The organism is bacterium (assembly GCA_040755755.1).
GTDB lineage: Bacteria > SZUA-182 > SZUA-182 > DTGQ01 > DTGQ01 > DTGQ01.
On sequence record JBFLZW010000041.1, the window covers coordinates 76,235 to 97,610 of the forward strand.

Annotated in this window: 15 protein-coding genes; 13 read left to right on the forward strand and 2 right to left on the reverse strand. The window is 49.4% G+C overall.

Features of this window, described 5'->3' with window-relative positions; all coding sequences use genetic code 11:
* The first annotated feature begins 98 nt into the window (after positions 1 to 98).
* The 13 genes from AB1611_13335 (at position 99) to AB1611_13395 (ending at position 18,712) form a co-directional block, all read left to right on the forward strand.
* A complete protein-coding gene (locus AB1611_13335; protein MEW6380571.1) occupies positions 99 to 1,313 on the forward strand; it encodes a glycosyltransferase family 4 protein in 1,215 nt (404 codons plus the stop codon).
* An 83-nt stretch (positions 1,314 to 1,396) separates the two neighbouring features.
* The gene (gene wecB / locus AB1611_13340; GenBank protein ID MEW6380572.1) at positions 1,397 to 2,539 is read left to right on the forward strand and encodes a UDP-N-acetylglucosamine 2-epimerase (non-hydrolyzing); all 1,143 of its coding nucleotides are present in this window, start codon (positions 1,397 to 1,399) and stop codon (positions 2,537 to 2,539) included.
* A 3-nt stretch (positions 2,540 to 2,542) separates the two neighbouring features.
* On the forward strand, positions 2,543 to 4,165 hold the full coding sequence (locus AB1611_13345; GenBank protein ID MEW6380573.1) for an O-antigen ligase family protein: 1,623 nt from the start codon (positions 2,543 to 2,545) through the stop codon (positions 4,163 to 4,165).
* Between the two features lie 12 nt (positions 4,166 to 4,177).
* Positions 4,178 to 5,455, forward strand: a complete 1,278-nt coding sequence (locus tag AB1611_13350) for a glycosyltransferase family 4 protein (protein MEW6380574.1) — start codon at positions 4,178 to 4,180, stop codon at positions 5,453 to 5,455.
* Positions 5,452 to 5,712 (forward strand): DUF4258 domain-containing protein, encoded by a 261-nt coding sequence (locus tag AB1611_13355; GenBank protein ID MEW6380575.1) that lies wholly within the window; start codon positions 5,452 to 5,454, stop codon positions 5,710 to 5,712. The genes AB1611_13350 and AB1611_13355 overlap by 4 nt, the downstream gene beginning before the upstream one ends.
* Entirely contained in the window at positions 5,699 to 5,908 is a 210-nt protein-coding gene (locus tag AB1611_13360; protein MEW6380576.1) for a DUF2283 domain-containing protein, read from the forward strand. The genes AB1611_13355 and AB1611_13360 overlap by 14 nt, the downstream gene beginning before the upstream one ends.
* Before the next feature lie 213 nt (positions 5,909 to 6,121).
* Positions 6,122 to 6,352: a helix-turn-helix domain-containing protein gene (locus tag AB1611_13365; GenBank protein ID MEW6380577.1), complete on the forward strand. Its 231-nt coding sequence runs from the start codon at positions 6,122 to 6,124 to the stop codon at positions 6,350 to 6,352.
* Positions 6,353 to 6,378: 26 nt separating this feature from the next.
* Entirely contained in the window at positions 6,379 to 6,858 is a 480-nt protein-coding gene (locus AB1611_13370) for a LeoA/HP0731 family dynamin-like GTPase (GenBank protein ID MEW6380578.1), read from the forward strand.
* 561 nt (positions 6,859 to 7,419) lie between these two features.
* The gene (locus AB1611_13375) at positions 7,420 to 8,409 is read left to right on the forward strand and encodes a radical SAM protein (GenBank protein MEW6380579.1); all 990 of its coding nucleotides are present in this window, start codon (positions 7,420 to 7,422) and stop codon (positions 8,407 to 8,409) included.
* Complete coding sequence (locus AB1611_13380) at positions 8,403 to 9,605, forward strand: glycosyltransferase family 4 protein (protein ID MEW6380580.1); 1,203 nt, start codon at positions 8,403 to 8,405, stop codon at positions 9,603 to 9,605. Before AB1611_13375 ends, AB1611_13380 begins: the two co-directional genes overlap by 7 nt.
* Positions 9,606 to 9,785: 180 nt before the next feature.
* The gene (locus AB1611_13385; protein ID MEW6380581.1) at positions 9,786 to 11,210 is read left to right on the forward strand and encodes a sugar transferase; all 1,425 of its coding nucleotides are present in this window, start codon (positions 9,786 to 9,788) and stop codon (positions 11,208 to 11,210) included.
* A gap of 4 nt (positions 11,211 to 11,214) precedes the next feature.
* Positions 11,215 to 16,398, forward strand: coding sequence for a glycoside hydrolase family 2 TIM barrel-domain containing protein (locus AB1611_13390; protein ID MEW6380582.1), 5,184 nt, complete (start codon positions 11,215 to 11,217; stop codon positions 16,396 to 16,398).
* A 40-nt stretch (positions 16,399 to 16,438) separates the two neighbouring features.
* Positions 16,439 to 18,712, forward strand: a complete 2,274-nt coding sequence (locus AB1611_13395; protein MEW6380583.1) for an O-antigen ligase family protein — start codon at positions 16,439 to 16,441, stop codon at positions 18,710 to 18,712.
* On the opposite strand, the gene AB1611_13400 is transcribed toward AB1611_13395, so the two are convergent.
* Positions 18,624 to 18,992 carry a hypothetical protein gene (locus AB1611_13400; GenBank protein MEW6380584.1) on the reverse strand — a complete coding sequence of 123 codons (369 nt, stop codon included), beginning with the start codon at positions 18,990 to 18,992 and terminating at the stop codon, positions 18,624 to 18,626. The two genes, AB1611_13395 and AB1611_13400, sit on opposite strands and share 89 nt — an antisense overlap.
* A gap of 311 nt (positions 18,993 to 19,303) precedes the next feature.
* On the reverse strand, positions 19,304 to 21,274 hold the full coding sequence (gene ftsH / locus AB1611_13405; protein MEW6380585.1) for an ATP-dependent zinc metalloprotease FtsH: 1,971 nt from the start codon (positions 21,272 to 21,274) through the stop codon (positions 19,304 to 19,306).
* Positions 21,275 to 21,376 lie beyond the last annotated feature (102 nt).

Genomic DNA, 21,376 nt, shown 5'->3' on the forward strand with positions numbered 1-21,376 from the left:
ATATAGATGAGAAATTATCTACCATGCCCTATTGGCAACATTTCCGAACAGGAATCTAACTTTAGAGAAGATGTTATAAGAGAGGAATGAATGCTGGAATGAAAATACTTTTTCTCTATGAAACTATCACTGACCCGCTTTATGAGCTTGGCTCCCAAAACCACAATGCTCGTGTGCAGGAGTCTTTTCGAAAGATAGGACACGATGTTGTTCTTCTCGACGACTCTCACGACAATAGTAACGGAAAGGTTGCCTCGTATAGAAATTTATATCAGAGAATCATAAAAAGGTATCTACCGGAACAATTAGCTGTTATCCCCCGCGACATTTATGATATTTATAGAGACAAGGTAATATATAGAAAAAAAGTCGAGAGTTTTGTGGAAAAAAACCAACCTGAGATGATATTCGAACGATTTACTCCTATGCATACGGCTGGCTTGGAAGTAGCTAAGAGAAAAAAAATCCCTATAATAATGGAAGTCCACTCCCCCTGGGAAGAGGTAGGAGAGTATTTTTCTACTGAAAGTCTTCCGTGGTACTCAAAGAATGTGTATAAAAACGCTTTACTTGGGGCAGACGCTATTATCGTAGTGTCGAGTTCGATGAAAAAATATCTCTGTGACAGGTGGGGAGCTTGTGAAGACAAGATTCATGTGATACCCAATGCTGTGGATCAGGAATTTTTTCACCCGGTAATACCCGGTAAGATTGAAAAGATAAAAGATAAATATCATTTGCATGGGAAAAAAATAATTGGTTTCATTGGTAGCATGGCGCCATATCATGGTCTTAATTATCTTATTGAGGCTTCCAAAGAGGTAGTTCAGCAAGAAAAAAATGTTATTTTCTTGCTGATTGGGTCTTTCAGAAAGGAGGAGGCTAAAAAAGCGGTCCTGGATGAAATTGATAATTACGGATTGCAGGATTATTTTCTCTTTACGGGAAAAGTAAATTACCTTGATATCCCCTCTTATATTGATTGTATGGACATTTGTGTTCTGCCATCAGGCAATAATTGGTATGGCTCCCCTATCAAACTATTTGAGTATGGGGCACGAGGCAAACTGGTAATTGCAGGGCGACTATCGCCTATCGAAGATGTCATTGAGGATAGCCGGGAGGGTATTCTTTTTGATCCAAAGAGTCCGAAAGATTTGGCCAGGAAAATACTGTATGCACTGAGGGAACACGACAACATCAAAGATATGGGCTTACAGCTTCAGAGGAAAATATCAGCTAACCATACATGGGCGCATAATGCGAGCCGGATCCAATCTATTGCTAACGGGTTGATGAGACGAGATCATTGACCGTTACCGTAAAGGGTCCTTTCGTTCGTATGCGGAAAATTAAACAGGATCATCAAATAAATTAAATTAGTGAGAGTATACTAATGATACATATTCTTCATGTCGTAGGTGCCCGTCCTAATTTTATGAAAGCGGCTCCGGTCATAGCCGCTTTGGATCAATATAACGGTTTTCGGCAGACATTGGTTCATACCGGTCAGCATTATGATACCAACATGTCAGACATTTTCTTTCATCAATTAGGGATTCCGAAGGCCGACTTTAATCTGGAGGTTGGTTCAGGGTCTCATGCCCAGCAGACATCCCAGATTATCTGCCGCTTTGAGCCGGTAGTGCTTGAGCAAAAGCCCGATCTCGTTCTGGTCTATGGTGACGTTAATTCTACTGTGTCTGCGGCCATAGTCTGCACAAAGATCGGCATTCCCGTAGGGCATGTGGAGGCAGGCCTGCGTTCATTCGACCGCACGATGCCGGAGGAAATCAACCGCTTGCTCACGGATCAAATGGCTGATCTGCTTTTTACCTCGTCGATAGATGGTAACGAAAACCTGAGACGGGAAGGCATTGATGATAAAAAAGTCCATCTGGTGGGTAATGTCATGATTGATACATTGATTCGCTTGCTGCCGAAAGCAGATGATGAGATATTCAAGTGGCTGACAGGAAATGGACAAAGCCCAACGGCAGCCAGCGAAAAGAGTTGGCTACATGAACTTATCAATGGCCCCTATGCTCTGGTCACTCTGCATCGTCCCTCGAATGTTGATGATCCTGTCATGCTGCGGAAAATTATCCTGACCCTTAGTGAGATCAGTCACTCCGTGCCGGTTATTTTCCCTATCCATCCCCGCACCCGGCAAAGACTTCAGGGCTTACAACTCGATCTCGACTATGAACAGTTTAAGCTGATCGAGCCGATCGGCTATCTTGAGTTTCTTGCCTTGCAGCGCCGGGCAAAGGTAATCATTACCGACTCAGGGGGCATCCAGGAAGAGACAACTTTTCTGGGCATCCCCTGCCTGACTGTGCGGGAGAATACCGAGCGTCCGGTTACTATCACAACAGGCACCAATATCCTGGTAGGGCAGGATATGAAGCGGCTTAAGGAAGAGGTGGAAAGATTGCTGGCCGGAGCAGGGGGAAAAGGTACAATACCTCCCTTATGGGATGGTAAAGCAAGTGAGCGCATTGCGATGGTTTTAAAAGAATGGCTGTGCTCCGCTTAACCAATGGAGATTAGAGGGGTCGGAGGGCGTTTTTTCATAGTTGTTGCCCGAAAATTAATAAAGTACACTCTTATTTGGCTAACTTCACAAACTATCACGAAAACTATGATCCAAATACAAGACTTAGTTTATAAAAAAAATTATAGCTCTCTTGTTTTTATTTTGATGGCTATAGGAGGAATATTAGTTGGTAATTTCCTTGCAAAATATCCATTAACCACAGTAGTCTTTTTAGGAATATTGATTGTGATGGTGTATTTTATTTTACACCCCAGGAGGATATCAGTTTATTACTTATCCTTTTTTATTGTGTACTGTATTGTTTCCGGGAATTTGACTTTTCCCACCCTTTTTTTTATAGGCTCCATTGGAATTTATCCTCATGATTTCTTCATTGCAGGAATACTAAGCCTTAATTTATTTTATTTTATAAGAGTAATTTTTTTTAATGTAAAATACAAACTTAATATTGAATCATTTTTTATTATTGCCTTTTTAGGTTATTTAATATTTCTATTTTTAATGCCTTTACTCCAAAAAAGCGGGCTTCACGAAGGTGCTGGTAATGAAACTCGTTTTATTATCCTCTATTCGACCTTCTTTACAGCAAGTTTTTTTCTCAGGGACCAGAAAGATTGCCTCTCTTTACTTTGGGTATGTTTCTTAGGGGTTATGCTTTATTGCATTATTTACCTTAGTATGTATTTCTGGCCTGGTAATCCTTTGAGAGCTTTTCTTCCTGATTATGGCTATGCCGACTATAGACTATCTTATGCTTCCAAGAGTATACCTACTTTGTTCCCGTTCTTTCTTTCGGCAATTTTCCTCCAGTCAAAGATAATTAATAAGAAAATAGTATATCTAGGTTTTCTTTTATCACTATCCTATATATTCTTATCCCTATCCAGAGCGACATGGTTAGTTTTAATGTTTTTAGTTCCTCTGCAAATTATGTTTATAAAAAGAAAATCAATTAGGTTTTCATTTTTAAAAAGCCTTAAAAAGTTATTCATTATAGGATTCATCATATCTTTTTTGGTACATATCCCTTTTCTCATAAATAATAGCTATTCTGTCGTTCTCAAGGACAGGTTTTTTTCTGCAATCAGGGTTCTAAACATGAACTTAGATGATATATTAACAAGCAACGATAGTACTTATTCCAGATGGATCTCATACCAATTAATTTGGGAAAATATTAAAGAGTCGCCGATATTCGGCAAAGGGTTGGGAGCATTCATTTCTCGAGGTCAAAGTTTTAAATTTCAGCATGCTTTTTTAAATAAAGTTGATTCAACATATCTTGTTTACTGGTTTAAGGGAGGAGTCATCTGGTTAGCAATTTTTATTGCTATGATTCTATCCATTATGAAAAAATCCTATAGTAATATGAAAAATGCAAATAACGAGGTAGAATTACTCCTTGCAGTATCTATATTTTTCGGTCTGTTGAATACTGTGATCATAGCAGGTCAAGATTTGATTTTATTTTATGGTTTGCAGATTAATTCTATAGCGGTCCTTTTCGCTATTGTGGTTCAATGGGACGAAATATTTAAAGAGAATCGTAAGGTAACATTTGTAAATACCTATTTAGATGGACAATCCTGCCAACGATACTCATAAATAGTAATATTCATGCCTCCCATACTCCTCGCCAATAAATTCTTTTACCTCAATGGTGGCTCGGAAACCGTTTTCTTCCAGGAGCGTGACTTCCTCAAGCAAAAAGGGTTCAAAGTCATCGATTTTTCAATGCAGCACCCCAAAAACCTTGAGTCGGAATACGCTGATTTTTTCGTCTCCAATGTAGATTACAATACAGCCGCTCGTGGCTTCCGCCACCGGGCAAAGATTGCCAGGGATTTCATCTCAAATCCTGAAGCGATACGGAAAATACAAACCCTTGCCGCACAAGAGCGCCCGGCGCTGGCTCACCTGCACAACATTTACCACCAGCTCACTCCCTCGATTATCCCTGCCCTCCGCGAAAGCGGGGTAAAGGTAATTCTGACCCTGCATGATTATAAGCTGGTGTGTCCCTCCTATCTCATGATAAGTAACGAAGCCATTTGTGACCACTGTCAGGGGCAGTACTTTTGGAAGGCTGTGAAAAACAGGTGCCTGGATGGCTCCCTTTTTAAGAGTTTGATATTGAGTTGTGAGGCTTACTGGCACGCATGGGCAAAGAGCTATGAGGCAGTAGACCTTTTCCTTTCTCCCAGCCGGTTTTTAGCTGATCTGGTCAGTCAGAACCGGCTCAAGGGGCAAAAGGTTTTCGTACTTCATAATGGGATCGATCTTCAACGGTATTCACCGAGCGGGAAAGATGAAGGATATATTCTCTACTTCGGGCGGTTGTCGAGAGAGAAGGGAATTGAAACTTTACTCAAGGCATACACCCAATTTCTCTCATCCTCCTTCCCCATCAGGATTATCGGAACCGGCCCTCTGGAAAGTGCGCTGAGATCAGAATACCGGAACGTTGAATTCTGCGGGTACAAGGCTGGTGAAGAGTTGAGAAGGTATATTGATGAGTCTTCCTTTGTAGTTGTGCCTTCTGAATGGAATGAAAACTGCTCTATGGTGGTTCTGGAATCTATGGCTATGGGAAAGCCTGTTATTGGTTCGCGGATAGGAGGGATTCCCGAACAGATCGAGGATGGAGAGACGGGATACCTGTTTAGCATGGGGAACATTGAGGAACTGGCGGCCAAAATGGAGGATTTGATTACTCACCCGCAGTTGCGGCGGGAAATGGGGTATAAGGCCAGAAAGAAGGTTGAGCGGGAATACTCCCTCACCCGGCATTGCTCGGAACTATTGAAGATCTATGATCAGGTTCTTGGAGGGAATTTATCCGACAAGAGGCAGGATGAGGAAAGTTCAGTAAGAAATCAAGGCGTTCAGATATGAAAAAAATAGAGCTTAGCAGTCATGCCGTATTAAAAGTAGAAATATTAAAAAAACATGGTATTATAATTGATGAGGATTTTGTGAATGAGGTGATAATTTCGCCGGATAAAATCGATAGGGGATATAAAGGGAGATTAATTGCTCAGAAGGAATTAGATAAAGAGCATGTTTTGAGAGTTGTTTATGAGAATAAGCCGGAGCATATTTTAGTAATAACTCTGTACCCCGGCAAAAAGGAACGATATGAGAAAGATTAGATATAGCAAGGACGTAGATGCCCTCCTGATAGAATTATCCGATAAACCCATTGATCATGCCGAGGAATCGGGACGGTTTATTCTTCACCTCACTAAGGATGGAGAGCCAGTGCTTTTAGAAATTTTAGATGCAAAAGAGTTTGTGATCAATTCTTTTACGAGCGTGGTAGAAGAGAGAGAAGTAGCTATTTCCTGACTCTGTGCTGGCTGGTCGAGCATGCTTACAAGAAAAGTGCACAATCAGGGATCGCCCTTCGGGTAGCCTTTGGAATGCGGGCAGCAGCCGTAGTTATCGTGGAAGCGGCTTCCATCCGCTTGAATAAGGCCAGGGGGATGGGCTTGAGTTTTAATCCCGAACAGTGAATTTCTCTCTTGATATAGAGGTAAAAATAGATTAAAGTGATGAAAGATGATAAAAAATAATCGTTTTAAAAAGCAAAATTCAATGAATAAACAAAGAACTATGACCACATCAGAAACTATGGAGTGCTTGCAAACTTCTAAGCCTGCTCTTTTGAAAATGGTTCATCAGGGTAAGATAAGAGCAAATAAGGCAGGACGTGAATACCGTTTTTTAAAATCTGAGTTAGACCGATTTCTTTTAGGCGAAATCGAACCATTAAATGCTGCATCGAAATGATACCTAAGATCACATTCCCAAAAGAAATGGCTAAAAAGGTAGTCAAGAAAGTATCGCTGGAAGTAATCTATGAGGTACTTGAAGAGCGAAGCGCGGAAATCAAGGCGGATGTAGCTGAATTAAAAACAGATGTAAGGGAGCTTAAGCAAAAGCGGGAAGAGGATTTCCGGTGCCTGAACCAAAAGATTGATACTGAAATCGGACAGGTAAGGCAGGAAATCGGACAACTGAACCAAAAGATTGATACTCAGATCGGGGGAGTAAGACAAGAGATAGGCCAGTTGAACCAAAAGATTGACACTGGAATCGGACAGGTAAGGCAGGAAATCGGCCAGTTGAACCAAAAGATTGATACTGAAATCGGACAGGTAAACCAGCGAATTGATACCCTTGGACAAAGAGTTGACAACTCAGGTACTCAATTAAATCAAAGAATGGATACCATCATACAGATGCTCATAGATATGAACCGGCAGTTAGTTGAAATAGCCAAACAGAAAAGCTAGTCGGTCCCGGAAGGTGTCGTTACCACCATTCCGAGACCTGGCCTGCTCGACATGAGACTGTCGATACGGCGTATACACATCATTGCCCAAGAGCAAGAGAAGGGCAAAGGAAAATCCTTTCCCATCAAAACACACCAAAACGCACTATTTTCTCTGGGCGGATATTCCCTGAGGCCCTGGTTGGCAATACCAGCAGTGACACACACAGGGTGAGAGGTGTCGGGCCTATCCCATAAGCCAGGGCTGAAACCTGGATAAGTTATTGAGGGATATCCCAATTATTACACTACCCAAGGTGGATTCTCTCATTCACCCTTACCCAGCATCCCCTGCCACAGAGGCTCCCTGCCTCAAGAGCATTTTCATTTGCATGAGGCTACTTACCAAAAAGCCCCCTCACCCCAGCCCTCTCCCCAAAGGGGCGAGGGAGAATTGTAGCCCTCTGAGCGGAGCGAGGGAGAAAAACATCTTCCTGAGCTCAATATCTCCTGGGCGAGAATTCCATCATAAAGCGAAAGCCCCCCATAATCCACAGAGAGACACAAGGAGCAGAGTACATACATGGAAGCCTGTATTATTGTGACCTATCGATGTAACGCAAAGTGCTATATGTGCAATACCTGGCAGTACCCGACCAGGCAGGAAGCCGAGATTACGCCGGACATCATGGCCAGGATCCCTTCCGGCTTGAAATTTCTCAACATCACCGGCGGCGAGCCGTTTCTGCGAAAAGATCTGGAGGAAATTATCAAGACTGTTCTTCCCAAAACCGCCCGTCTGGTAATCAGCACCAACGGGTATTTCACTGACAGGATACTGTCCCTGGCTGAAAAATACGGCAACCGTATTGGCATCCGTATCTCTATAGAAGGGCTGCCTGCGGCCAATGACGAGCTTCGCGGGATCAGGGATGGCTTCGATCATGGGCTGCGAACGCTCCTGTGCCTGCATGATATGGGAATGAAAGATATTGGATTTGGCATTACGGTCTCGGACAGGAATGCCAGGGACATGAAGGAGCTTTACCGGCTGGCCAAGGCCATGAGAATAGAGTTTGCTACTGCGGCGACCCATAATTCCTACTACTTCCACAAGAAAGACAACGGATTCCAGGATCCGGAAATGGTTGCCGGTGAATTTGAATGGCTGGCTGAGCAGATGCTGAAATCACGGAGAGTCAAGGAATGGTTCCGGGCATATTTTAACACCGGCCTGGCCAATTATGTCAGGGGCGGAAAACGCTTTCTTCCCTGTGAAGTGGGCACCGATGTATTTTTCCTGGACCCTTGCGGGGATATCCTGCCGTGTAATGGTCTCGATGAGCCTTTGTCGATGGGCAATCTGAAAGAGCAGTCTTTCGAGGAGATATGGCATGGCAGGAGAGCGGAGGAAGTCAGGGCCAGTATCAGGAACTGCCAGAAGAACTGCTGGATGATCGGAAGTGCAGCCCCGGCCATGAAGAAGCGGATCGGGATTCCCCTCCAGTGGATTATCAGAAAAAAACTCCATCTGTCCACAAGTCACGCCCCCCAGAAGGCGCATGAATGTTGAGTGGTAACGATAAATTGAAAATCCTGGTGTTGGGCACCCGCGGGATACCGGGCATCCAGGGAGGGGTTGAGCGCCACTGCGAGCAGCTTTACCCCAGAATCGCTGCCAGAGGCCACTCGGTTTTTCTCTGTACGAGAACGCCCTATGTGAAAGACAAGACACCTTTCTATAAGGGTATCAACTTAATCCATTGCTATGCTCCCAGAAATAAAAGCCTGGAAGCGATCACTCACACCTTCATCGGGTTGATGAGGGCGCGGCTGATTTCGCCTGACGTCGTCCATATTCATGCTATCGGGCCATCGCTTCTGACTCCGGTGGCCAGGCTGCTCGGCCTGCGGGTGGTTGTGACCAATCATGGCCCGGATTATGACCGGCAAAAATGGGGGAAGGGAGCAAAGTTTATTTTGAAGCTCGGAGAGAAATTGGGAGGGCTGTATGCTGATGAAGTGATTGTCATCTCCCGGGTGATTCAAAATATCATCCGCACCCGGTGCCATCGGGAGGCGGTTATCATTCCGAATGGGGTAGAGTTTCCTTCTCAGAGCAGCCGGACAGATTTTCTTGCCAAATGTGGCCTTTTTCCCGGTAACTATATTTTAACCGTGGGCAGGTTTGTCCCTGAAAAAGGCTTTCATGATCTTATCGACGCTTTCACGGGAAATTTCACCGATAACTTCGGCAACTTCGGGAGCGATTTCAAGCTGGTAATCGCAGGTGATGCCGATCATGAAACTCCCTATAGTGCATCCTTACGGGAGAAAGCCAGGCAGGATAAGCGGATCGTTCTTACCGGCTTTATAACCGGCGAGGAGCTCAACCAGATTTATCATCACGCCCGCTTGTTTGTACTGCCTTCCTATCATGAAGGGCTGCCCCTGGCCCTGCTCGAAGCGTTGAGCTACGGCCTGTCAGTGCTGGTGTCGGACATTCCGGCCCATAGGGAAATCGGGCTCAGCAGCCGCAGATACTTCCATCACGGGAATATTTCTGATTTGCGGGCAAAGATAAAGCTTCTCCTCAAAGAGCCCCTGCCGGAGGATGAGAAGCAGGCAATGATGCGGCAGATAGAAAAACGATACAATTGGGACCGAATAGCCGATCAAACGCTCGATGTCTACCGAAGAGCAATTAATGGAGGCCTTGTTTCGAAGGAAATACATCCCTGTTCCGACAAGAATACTATACGGATCTGAGTTTCCTTCCGGGATTATGGCCTGATGTGATTGGATTGTCTTTGAATTTTCTCATGAACAGACCCTGCTGAACATTTCCAGATAAATTATCCATTATCGAGCACGGTATACAAGAACAGTTACACCAGCCCATTACTAACTTATAGCGGTCACAGGGGCAGGTAAGGGGGGACACCGATAATGCTCAAGCACTACTCATACGGGATCAAGCGGGCGATCATGCTGGTCGATGTGATGATACTCCTGTTTGCCTATTACGTCTCGATCATGTTACGCTCTACCCTCCTGGGGGGTGTGGGCAACAGTCCGGGGTTTGAGAACCTGGTCTGGGTGCTGCTCGTTTCAGCTTTCATTGTCCCGTACAGCTTTTCGATGAACGGGGTATACGATTTTCACTACAAGACATTCTGGCAGTGCGCGAACAAGATATTGTTTTCACACCTCATTAATCTTATGGTTATCACTCTGATAGTCTACCTGCTGCGGGTTCAGCATTTCAGCCGCTTTTTCATGCTGGACTTTGTCCTGATCTCGGTGAGCCTGCAGTCGCTCTTTCGTATCTGCATCAAACGAAGGCTGACTGATCTTCGGCTTCGGGGGTACAATTACCGCCGGACATTGATTGTCGGCATGACCGAGGCGGCCCGCAGGATCACTTCGAGTATCGAACAGAATATTCACTGGGGTCTTCGGGTCGACGGCCTGATTAAAGAGGATGACAATGACGATGAAGGCAACTTCCCTCCAGCCCAAAAATATCCCATATTGGGCACGCTTGCGAATCTGAAGGAAATCCTGTTGCGGGAGGTGGTGGACAATGTCATTTTCTGCACCAGCCGGAAAGAGATTGCCGACCTGAAAGGCATTATCCTCGACATCGAGGCCATGGGCATATCTTCGCATGTGGCCATTGCCAATCCTGCGGTCAGGATTTCCAGCACGTTTTTAGGCAATATCGACGGGATACCCCTCATTACCTATTCTCCGGTCAAGCTCAGCCCCTTTGATCATATGGTGAAAAACATTGTTGACCTTGTGGGCGGGATTATGGGTTTTACGATTTTCCTCATCCTGTATCCGGTAATCGGGGCAGCCATCAAGCTTGAGTCCCGGGGGCCGGTGCTGTTCAAACAGAAGCGGATGGGAGAGAATGGCCGGATATTCACCCTGTATAAATTCCGGTCGATGTACCAGGATGCCGAGCGGCGCAAAGCGGAACTGATGGCCAAAAATCAGCTCCAGGGAGCGGTGTTCAAGATGGTGGATGACCCCCGGATCACCAGGGTCGGCAAGTTTTTGAGAAAATTCAGCCTGGATGAGTGGCCCCAGTTCATCAATGTCCTGAAACGGGAAATGTCGCTGATCGGCACCCGCCCTCCGACGCTGGATGAGGTGGAAAAGTATGACCTGTGGCATAAACGGCGGCTGTCCATGAAGCCCGGATTGACCGGACTGTGGCAGATCAGTGGGCGAAACACGATCACCAATTTTGACGAAATCGTCAAGCTGGACCTGAAATATATCGATAACTGGTCTTTGTGGTATGATTTCTACATTATGCTTAAAACCGTACTTGTCACCTTGAAGCGGGAAGGAGCATATTAACTGCTTGAGCTGGTTGAAGCAGAGTATTTGCCTGATGCTTGATTTCCGGAGGAGCCAAAGCCAGAGGGTTTTGGCTTTTTTCTTGCCGGTTCTGCTCTGGGTGGTACCGATTCTGCTCACCGTGGTGTTAGTTCTCTTCTCCGTGCTGCCACTTTTTCTCTTCATGCCTCCTGATAGTGTGGCCAAGACGGCTCAGTCGGCGATCCAGGCAGGAACGTCCCCGGCCCGGCAGTCAGAAATGTCTCTGGCACAGACAGGAACGTCCTTGGCACAGGAGGGCAATGTAAGTCACTTTAGGCTACTTACCAAGAAAGCCGCCCCTCACCTGCCACAGGGTCTCCCTGCCAGCCCTCTCCCCAGAGGGGCGAGGGAGAAAAACGCTGCCCCGGACTCAATATCCACCTTTAAGTTAATAACAGTGGCACAGGCAGGAGGAACGTCCCCGGCCCAGGCAGAGAGGGGACCCCTGACCCGGCCGGGAATGGTCCTGAACCAGGATTGGGAAGTCGCCGAAGCACCTGATCTTGACTATGCTGCCTATTGCTCGCAATGGCAAACGCTTGCCTGGAAAAGGATCGGCCGCCTGCCGCTTATTCAGCATTACCGGGAACCAAACCACTGCGCCTGGTACCGAAAAAAATTCTCCCTGGATAACCGCCTCCTGTCAGCGGAAGGAAAGGGAAAGTCCCTCCGGCTGACCTTTACCGATGTTCGCCACCTGGCCAGGATTTACCTGAACGGCAGGCTGGCAGGTGAGCATTTTGGCGGATACCTCCCCTTTTCCCTGGAGTGCGGCCACCTGCTGCAGACAGGGGAAAACGAGCTGGTAGTCGGTGTGCAGGACTGGACATCGGCCATCAGCGCAGAGGCCATCGGGGCAGGGAAATACCAGGGGCAGGGGCAAGGCTATGGGTCTTCCTCCGGGAACATCAATCCCCTGCGGGAAGCCCAGGGCATCCCGGCGGGTGATTATGCGGTGCCAAGCTATCCGGGATTTCCCGAACCGGGAACGATCATTGCCCCGATCGGCAGCAGTCACCGCAGGGCTGGAATCTGCGGCCAGGTGTATCTGGAAGCCATCCCCGATATTCGTATCGGGGAAGTGATCATCGAGCCGAAGCTTGACCAGCACAAGATCAGGGTGAAGGTCGGGATCGAGGCCAACCTCACAGGCGGCGGGCAGAGGGCAGCAAAGCCTGACGGGAAGGCGGACGAGAAGGGTGAAAATAACCATCACCCCCACCCAGCCTCCCTCCTCAAGGGGGAGGAGAGTAATGGAGGCTCACTCCTCAAGGGCAATGTCATTAACTTAGAGCAGCGATTTTCCTCCTCGCCCCGGCCCTCTCCCCTCAAGAGGGATAGTGAATGCTCCCATACAAGATGGGGAATATCCGAAAGGAAGCCATTGACTGTGACCTTTTGGTTGCGGGAGGTGGGGCTGTTGAATGAAGCCGGGGCAGGAAAACACCGGACCCCACAATACCGGAAAATCGGCCAGGCCACCGTCGAGCAGTTTGAGCAGAATCTGCAGGGTGAGCAGTATGTACAGGCTGCCGAAGGACAGACCTGGCTCATCTTCGAGGCAGAGCTTGAAAATGCGCAGCTCTGGGACCTCGATCACCCATTCCTGTACCAGATGAAAGTTACTCTTCAGGAAGGCACCGGCCAGGGGAAGTCTCTGGATGAGGGGAAATCGCCGAATCAGGGGAAAGGCGTTGCTGAGAACGTCATTGATGAGATGGAGGTCCGGTACGGATTGCGGGACTGGCGAACCGAAGGGCCGTATTTTATTCTGAATGGAGACAGGATCAATCTTAAGGCGGCATCCATCATTTACGACAACAGCCTGACGGAAGATGAGCTGAGGCGAAGGATTCATCATCTGAAGGAGGCTCATATCAATCACCTTCGTTTCCATAGTGAACCGCCGCCACCCTTCATACTGGATGTGTGCGATGAAGAAGGAATGCTGGTAACTGTGGAGTCGGCCATCTATGGATCATACGTGGGCAGATACGATACCTCATTTACCAGCGAATTCTGGCAGCATGCCAGAGAGCATTGGCAGGGGCTGGTCAGAAGAGACAGAAATCACCCCTGTGTCATCATCTGGTGCATCGAGAACGAAAGCGTGGAATACGATGCAGGCCGCGGCGGAGAGGTCCGGTTCATGGAGCTTGGCATGGAGGTCAGGCGGCTTGATCCCCAGCGGCCAATCATGTATGAAGGGGGTATGGATTGCTTTGGCCTGGGTGATATCATTAACCTGCATTACCCCCACGAATTTCCCTTCTGGAACTGCCTGCCGAATGACGCATGGTGGCTGGAGCAGGCAAAGGGAGGGGGAAGCCGGAAAGGAAAGAAAAAGGCTGCCCCGGCTGCAGGTGGTGAGGCGGTGGACCGGAGCGCCGTGGCCGGTGATGAGCCAATGGACCGGAGCTCCGTTATTGGGGAAGATACAGTGGGCGGCAATGCCATTGCAGGCGACGGGTCAGCGGTCTGGAATGCCAGAGCATATGACGTCTGCCTGCAGGAAGAGTGGCCAAAGCGGGATTGGGAGGGTAAAGGGATATACCTTGACTCCCTGTGGCGATGGCAGCCGGAGTACAGGTTCTGCTGGAAAAAAGATAAGCCGCTCTATCTGGGAGAAGAGCTTTACCTGCCAACCACCACACCTGACCCGTATACCATTTTAATCGGTGATGATGCATATACGAGTAAGGACTGGAGAGCGGATAAAGATCAGGGGCAAGGACAGATGGAGTCGCAGCAACGACACCAAGAGCAGCAGCAATGGCAACGGCAGGAGGAGCGGAAAGGAGCTGTCTGGCGGTATTACCTCGAGGCCTACCGGCAGGCAGGTGTCTCAGGGGTCTGTCCCTGGGTGATAACCGGCGAAGAGAGAAAGGATAACCCCTTGTATCGTGCCTGTCAGGAGAGTTTTCAGCCGGTTGCGGTTTTTATCAAAGAGCATAATAACCGATTCTGGGAGGATGAGGAAGTCACCAGGACTGTTACTGTCTGCAATGATGAACGAAGAGACAGAAGCAAAGGTTTTCCTCTGGAGTCCCTGCCTCTGAAGTATCTTTCCCCAGTTGGGGATAACCGGCAGGCTGGAGATGCCTTCATCCTGGAGTGGCAGGTAGTATCATCATCGCCAGCTTCGGATAGCGGGACAGATAAGAGCGGTATAGCCTGCATAGCCCAGGGCAGGCAAACCTTTCTTCTTCCTCCCGGGCACAGGAAGGCAACAGCCATGAGGTTCAAAATCCCCAAAGTCACCCAGCCAGGGCTTCAGCGGGAAAGATGGCAATTGCAGGTCAAGGTGAGCAAGAATGGACGGATACGGGATGAAAAGTCATGGGACATATGGGGATACCGGAAAGATGTGGGAAAAATTGCCAATACCCTTTGTGGGACGCCCATTTTCCTGTACGATCCGGATGGCACGACAGCCGAAGTTTTGACCAGGGCCGGAGTCAAGTATCAAAGGATAGAACCCGATGGTTCCCATTTCCCCCTTATCGAGAGGAAAGTTGATAATAACCATCCCCCCCACCCAACATCCCCCGCCACATCTGAAGCTGGCCTGTTGATTCTGGGCAGAAATGCCTTCTCCTGTCTGGAAGGGAAAAAGACATCGATCGGCGTCAAGCCCCCCTGGCAGGAGCAGATTGACCGCTTCGTAAGCCGGGGAGGGGTACTGATCGCCTTTGAGCAGGAATTTCTCCCTGCCTGGCTGCCTGGCGGGATTACGGCAAACGCTCTGCACCATTCAACTATGGCTTTCCCCGGACGATGCGGCCATCCCCTTCTCAATGAAGAAATGACGGCTGAAAACCTGCGGTTTTGGGGCAGCGATAATTTTATCTCGCGCTATGATCTTAACCTGCCGGAGTCCGGGAATTATCGGAGCATTGTGGATAGCGGCGGCATGGGAGGACTGATTTATTCCCCCCTTCTGGAAATCACCCGGCAGGAAGGGGCCATGATTTTTTGCCAGATGCTGGCCATAAAGAAATGGGAGCCCGAACCGATGGCCAGGGTGCTGTTAAAAAACATCCTGTCGTATGCGGCGGAAAAAGCACGCGCAAAAAGTAGCCCGTACCAGGTTGCCGCTCAGGAGCAGGAGAGGATAGAGACTCGATCCTCCAGGAGCGGGACGTCCTCCTCGATCAGGGTGGGCGGGATATTCGGCAGGGGCGAAAATATCATGGTGTTTGACGGCCAGGGCGCAAACTGGGAGCACTTTGGCCAGGACCGGGATGAAATCCTGGCCTTTGTCAAAGCAGGAGGAAAGGTTCTCCTGCGCGAAATCGATGAAGAGAGTATCCGGTGGGTGCAGAAGGTTCTGCCGGTCGATTTGAAAAAGATACAGCCGGAGGAGATGCCGGTAGGGGTAAGAGAAAGGGATGTGGCCGCCCCTGCAAACTGGCCGGGCAATTTCCGCGCCGTGTACTTGGCCCTTTACAACAGGGACGTATACTGGGTCGAGCCGCACTCGGAATTCCGGTACGATCGGGCTGACTTTGACCGGGGAATTGCAGATTATGCACTTGAGGTTCAGGATGCAACTAACGATGGGGATGGGGATATCGGAAACAGGGATTTTCGGGTGATCTCCTGGACCAGACCAAACGTCCTGATCGAGCTGGACTATGGCCAGGGATTTTTTCTGATCGATCAGGTAAAATGGCCCGCAGAATGGGCGCGGGGAGGATTTAACGAAGCAAGGGCAAAAAGATACGCATCCTCGGTCCTGCACTATCTTGGCGTGACAATGCAGGAGAAAAAAGCCCCGGCAGAGGAAATCCTCATTCAGGCGGAGAACATGAGCTGCCGCACACCCGGCCAACCCCTCATCAGATGCCGCAGCCATGACTACTGGACCCTGTGCAGCAATAATTATATCAGCGATACCGTATATTTTGGGGCTCCCGGCGAGTATGCCTTTACCGTCAGAGCCAAATGCCGACGGCCCGATTCACCGCCTGTCATGGTTTTGACGATAGACGGTTTAACTGCCGGCATGCAGGTTGTTCCCTCGCTCTCCTGGGACAGTTTCCGGTTTGCTGCCTGGGTGGAAGAGGGGGAACACGAGGTTTCTTTGAGCCTGGTGAATGCAGAGAATCCATATGGGGAAAAATATCTGTATGTGGACTGGCTCAGGATCGGAAATACACCTTAAAGGAAGGAAGTTTGCGTGAATTGCTGAAGAGGTAAGCTGCTTGTCGGATAGAATAATAAAATACGGCTTGATATTCCTGATTATTTACTGCCCGCTGGCCTTTGGGTCGGTGCACATTTTTTCTTTTACCCTGATGGAGATCGTGGTCCTTGGGCTCTGTCTGTGCTGGCTGATGCAGCAGCTCTTTCAGCGCAGGGTGATGAGGTCTGAATCCAGGGGAGGGGTGGTGTGCGGGGGCGGGAGAGAGCTTGCGGTACGCAAAAGTCCATTGAATTATTTTATTCTGTCATTCATCGGCCTGATCGTTATTCAATGCCTGCCCTGGCCTGCCTCGTGGGTGAAGATGGTTTCTCCGGGAACATACGGGCTTTACCGCCAGGCATGGGGGAAAGTGCCTGCTTTCATAACCCTGTCTATCTATCCTTACGGCTCGAAGATCGGTCTTTTTCAGGTCCTGGCCTATGCGGGAGCTTTTTTCCTGATCATCAACTGGGCGGACACAAAGGAGCGGATCAAGGCCCTGGCAGGCTCTTTTGTGCTGATCGGCTCCATCGAGGCAATCTATGGGCTCTTGATGTACCTGGGAAAGTATCATCGGATTTTCTGGTATGAAAAGATCTGGTACCGCGACAGTGTCACCGGCACCTATATTAACCGCAATCACCTGGCAGGGTTACTGGAAATGGCCATACCGATTGCCTTTGGGCTTCTTGTGGCCATCTCCGGCGGCGGGGGAGAGCGGGAGAATCAAAGAAGGGGAAAAGGCGGCGGGCCGGGCGGGATCAGGGGCTTTCTGCTGTCTTTGAATATCGACGATCATGAGCAGGCCAGAAAAGTGCTGCTGATCTTTCTCATGTCCATCATGACCCTGGCCCTTATGCTTTCCGGGTCCCGTGGCGGCATCCTTTCACTGGCAGCGGCCTTTATCGTTATGAGCACCCTCCTGTTTTTCCGGCGCAGGGGAAGGAAATATGCGCTGGCAGGACTGGCCATCGTGCTCATCGCTCTGGGATACGGGCTGATAACCGGCCTGAATACGACCATCAAACGGTTCGGGCAGATAAACGACGATGCTCAAACGAGGCTCCGCTATGCCAGTACATCTCTGGATATTGTGAGGGATTTTCCTCTGCTTGGTACCGGCTGGGGGACCTTTGGAGAAGCCTACCGGAGATATCAGGGGCCAAAGGACAGTTATCTGGTGATCGACCACGCACACCATGACTGGGTGGAATTGGGTGCCGAGATGGGCTGTATAGGACTTGGGATGGTGATTCTTTCCCTCCTGTTCTGCCTGGGACATTTTCTCTCTCTCTGGAAAAACAGGAAAAACAGTGTCAGCCTCGGAATCGGCCTTGGCGGTATCGGGGCCATCCTTTCCCTGGCCCTCCACAGTTTTACCGATTTTAACCTGCACATCCCGGCCAATGCCCTGCTCTTTGGCATGGCAGCGGGAATCACGCTGAGTGCGCTCACCTGCAACCGCCACTCCAGGAGAGAGGAAAGCACGGCCCCGCAAGATCAGCAGCGGATACAGAGGAAATCGGATAAGATGAGCCTGCATCTTCCCGGCTGGCTTCGCTGGCCGCTTGCCGTGCTCGGCACAGCGGGTTTTAGTCTGGCGGCAGTACTGGTGTGGAAGCCCTATCAGGCTGAAAAGGTTTTGCCTACTCTGCCCGACAGTACCCTGGGAAAAAGCAAAGAACCTGCTCTGGAGGAAGTTTGTACAGCGATTTCCCGGGAACCCGGCAATGCAGAGTACTTCTACCGGCTGGCTTTACTTTTGGAACAGAGCGAGCAACAGGGGGGCCAGCAGCAGCATGAGCGGCAGCAGGATGAATATGATCGGGCACTGGTTGACAGGGTGTTTGCTCAGTTGAAGGATGATGCGGCAAAACGCGGGGAAACAGGGGATGACCCCATATTTCTGGCCTTACGGAAAGCCATCTTGTTGAATCCGGCAAACCCTCACTACCATTTAAATATGGCCTGGCAGAAAGTCAGGCCCGAAAAGCTGATCGATGCGGACCAGCGTACCTTATCGTCCTTACTCGCTGAGGCCGAAGAGGGGTTTGGCCGGGCGGTGTATTTTATGCCGCAGTCGGCACAAATCAATCTTTCCGTAGGAAGCTACTGGCTCTGGAAGTCAAAAGTGGTGGAGGAGGAGACAGCCTATCTCCATGCTTTTGACCAGTTTGTCCGCTGCTTCCGGACAGCCTACAGGATCAACCCCGATTACAGGACGCAGATTCAGCAGATGGTCCGGCAATACTATCCGGTCGATGATATTCTGGCCAGAATTTTTTCGACGTGACAGGACAGGAATCGGTGTCTTCCGCCTGCTGGACATGGACACTCAGACCCGCGATTTCTTCCTCGCTGTGTCCCTCACAAGGCTCTTCCCTGCCGGAGGAAAGCAGGCTTATCGAAAGACCGCGCCGGTCCAGGATTAACAGCAGCGGCCAGAGGGCCATAGAGATAAGCATACCGGGCACATCCAGTGAGTGATTCCGATAGAATTGACCGGGCTCCATGATGATGCAATTGATTCCGATTATCACGTACAGGATGGCAAGAGCAGCTATAATGTTCATGGTATGCCTCTCAGATGGTGTTTTTATTATGATTGAGTTTACTTTTTATTATACAGCTTTTTGGGAATCCGGCCAAATAAATTTTTCACTCTTTTATGAAAAACCGCCTTCTCTTGTTGATCGTTCAATCGGGTAAAATGCAAAATCAGTACCAGCCAGGCTATTGAACAGAGTGAATATGTTCAGAGCCTGGGAGGTGGCAGAATACAGGGCTTCCCCCGGCAATCCCCCGATTCCCTCAACCTTCGCCCGGAAGCAGGGCATGACTCTTCCGGGGTCAGAAATTGAGCACGCTGATGCCCAGGACGTGCTCAAACGCTGCCGGAAGCCAAACCGGGCACTGCCGTGGTGCTCCGCTTCCCGTCGTCTGTTTCCTGCGGCTCTCTTTCAGCTTCAGCTATCAACGCTTGTATTTCCGCCTCACTGAGGACTTCCCGCTCGATCAGTAATCCGGCCAGTCTATCGAGTGTCCGGCGGTTTTCCCTGAGAATGCTCTCTGCCTGCCGCAAGGCGGCTTGCAGCAGGGCCTGTACTTCCTGATCGATAATTACCGCTGTGCGCTCACTGTAGTCCTTTTCCTGAGCAATCTCCTTGCCGAGAAACACATGCCCTTCCCCGTGCCGGAACGCTACCGGCCCCAGCCGCTCACTCATTCCCCAATGGCAGATCATGCGCCGGGCAAGCTGTGTGGCCTGCTTGAGGTCATTTTCTGCACCGGAGGTAACATCATTGAACACCAGCTTTTCAGCAGCCCTGCCCCCCAGGTTGATCACCAGCCGGTGCAGTAAATAGGATTGAAAATAGTTGTGCTGGTCCTCCTTGGGAAGCTGTTCGGTAACACCCAGCGAACGTCCCCGGGGAATGATGGTAACTTTATGGATGGGGTCCGAATCAGGGAAGGACTTGGCCACCAGGGTGTGCCCGGCCTCGTGGTAGGCGACAATCCTTTTTTCCTCTTCGTTGAGCAGATCCTCCCGCAAGCCCCCCAGAATAACCTTATCCTTGGCCTTTTCCAGATCTTCCATATATACCTGGTCCTTGTTCTGCCGGGCGGCATCTATGGCTGCCTCATTGACCATGTTCTCCAGATCCGCTCCCGAAAATCCGGGTGTCCCCTGGGCCAGAAGCTCCAGATTGACATCGGGAGCAAGCCGCACCTTTCGCGTGTGGACCTTTAGAATCTGCAATCTGCCTTCCCGGTGGGGCCGTTCGATAACCACCTGGCGATCGAACCTTCCCGGCCTGATCAGAGCAGGATCAAGAACATCCGGACGATTGGTGGCTGCAATAACCACCACCGAGTGATGCTCACCAAATCCATCCATCTCGGCCAGAATTTGATTCAGGGTCTGTTCCCGCTCATCCTGGCCGCCTCCCAGCCCCGCCCCCCGATATCGTCCTACCGAATCGATTTCATCAATGAACACAATGCTCGGAGCATTTTTCTTGGCCTTTCCGAATAAGTCCCTCACCCGCGATGCCCCGACTCCCACAAACATTTCAATGAACTGCGAGCCGGAAATGGAGTAAAAAGGAACATCGGCCTCTCCGGCCACAGCGCGGGCCATCAGGGTTTTCCCTGTCCCCGGCGGCCCCATCAAAAGCACCCCGCGCGGGATTTTCCCCCCTAACCGCTCATACCTTTTCGGCTCTTTCAAATAGGATACAATATCCATCAGCTCCTGCTTGGCATGGGTCAGGCCCGCCACATCGTTGAAGGTAATATTGCTCTTGGTCTTCTTATACAGACTGGCACCCGATTTGTTGAATCTGTTGAACAGGGCAGTCTGGCTGCTGTTCAGTTTCTTGCTGGTGTACCAGAAGAATCCGAGGATCAGAAACCAGGGCACGACAAAAATCATCAGGCTTAAAATCCATTCATTTCCCTTGTCTGTCCGGACCGTTGCTCCAGCCTTGATCAGCTCCCGCATCAGGTCCTGATCACCGAATTTTGGAATCCGGGTCGAAAAATACCGGAATCCCTTCTCATCGTCCACAGGCGGAGCTTTGGACAGGAAGATCGCCTGAAAAAACTCCCCGGTGATTATTTCATTCCGGGTTATAACCTCCTTAACGTTTCTTCTCGCCAGTTCCTCCTTGAATTCGCTGTAGGGGATTTCAAGATATTCCTTTTTCTGGCTTCCAAAGAGAAAAAGCTCATAGAAGATTATGGTTAATATGAAAATTACCAGAAGATGCTTCCAGATTCCTCCCCCTGGAGAGGATTTTCCTTTCTCGGGATCTTCCGGCTCATCGTTCCATCGGTCGTTTTCTGCTCTCATGGACTCTCTCCTGTGTACCTTGTGTCTGCTGTGTCTCTTGTGTTTCTTGTGTTTCTTGCGTCTCCTGCTCCCTTTTGATTGTGCATAGCTTAAACTCGGTTG

Bases quoted from the DNA above. Each gene is read 5' to 3' on its own strand.
- AB1611_13335 (MEW6380571.1), top strand. From the start codon at position 99: ATGAAAATACTTTTTCTCTATGAAACTATCACTGACCCGCTTTATGAG.
- wecB (MEW6380572.1), top strand. From the start codon at position 1,397: ATGATACATATTCTTCATGTCGTAGGTGCCCGTCCTAATTTTATGAAA.
- AB1611_13345 (MEW6380573.1), top strand. From the start codon at position 2,543: ATGGAGATTAGAGGGGTCGGAGGGCGTTTTTTCATAGTTGTTGCCCGA.
- AB1611_13350 (MEW6380574.1), top strand. From the start codon at position 4,178: ATGCCTCCCATACTCCTCGCCAATAAATTCTTTTACCTCAATGGTGGC.
- AB1611_13355 (MEW6380575.1), top strand. From the start codon at position 5,452: ATGAAAAAAATAGAGCTTAGCAGTCATGCCGTATTAAAAGTAGAAATA.
- AB1611_13360 (MEW6380576.1), top strand. From the start codon at position 5,699: ATGAGAAAGATTAGATATAGCAAGGACGTAGATGCCCTCCTGATAGAA.
- AB1611_13365 (MEW6380577.1), top strand. From the start codon at position 6,122: ATGATAAAAAATAATCGTTTTAAAAAGCAAAATTCAATGAATAAACAA.
- AB1611_13370 (MEW6380578.1), top strand. From the start codon at position 6,379: ATGGCTAAAAAGGTAGTCAAGAAAGTATCGCTGGAAGTAATCTATGAG.
- AB1611_13375 (MEW6380579.1), top strand. From the start codon at position 7,420: ATGGAAGCCTGTATTATTGTGACCTATCGATGTAACGCAAAGTGCTAT.
- AB1611_13380 (MEW6380580.1), top strand. From the start codon at position 8,403: ATGTTGAGTGGTAACGATAAATTGAAAATCCTGGTGTTGGGCACCCGC.
- AB1611_13385 (MEW6380581.1), top strand. From the start codon at position 9,786: ATGCTCAAGCACTACTCATACGGGATCAAGCGGGCGATCATGCTGGTC.
- AB1611_13400 (MEW6380584.1), bottom strand. From the start codon at position 18,992: ATGAACATTATAGCTGCTCTTGCCATCCTGTACGTGATAATCGGAATC.
- ftsH (MEW6380585.1), bottom strand. From the start codon at position 21,274: ATGAGAGCAGAAAACGACCGATGGAACGATGAGCCGGAAGATCCCGAG.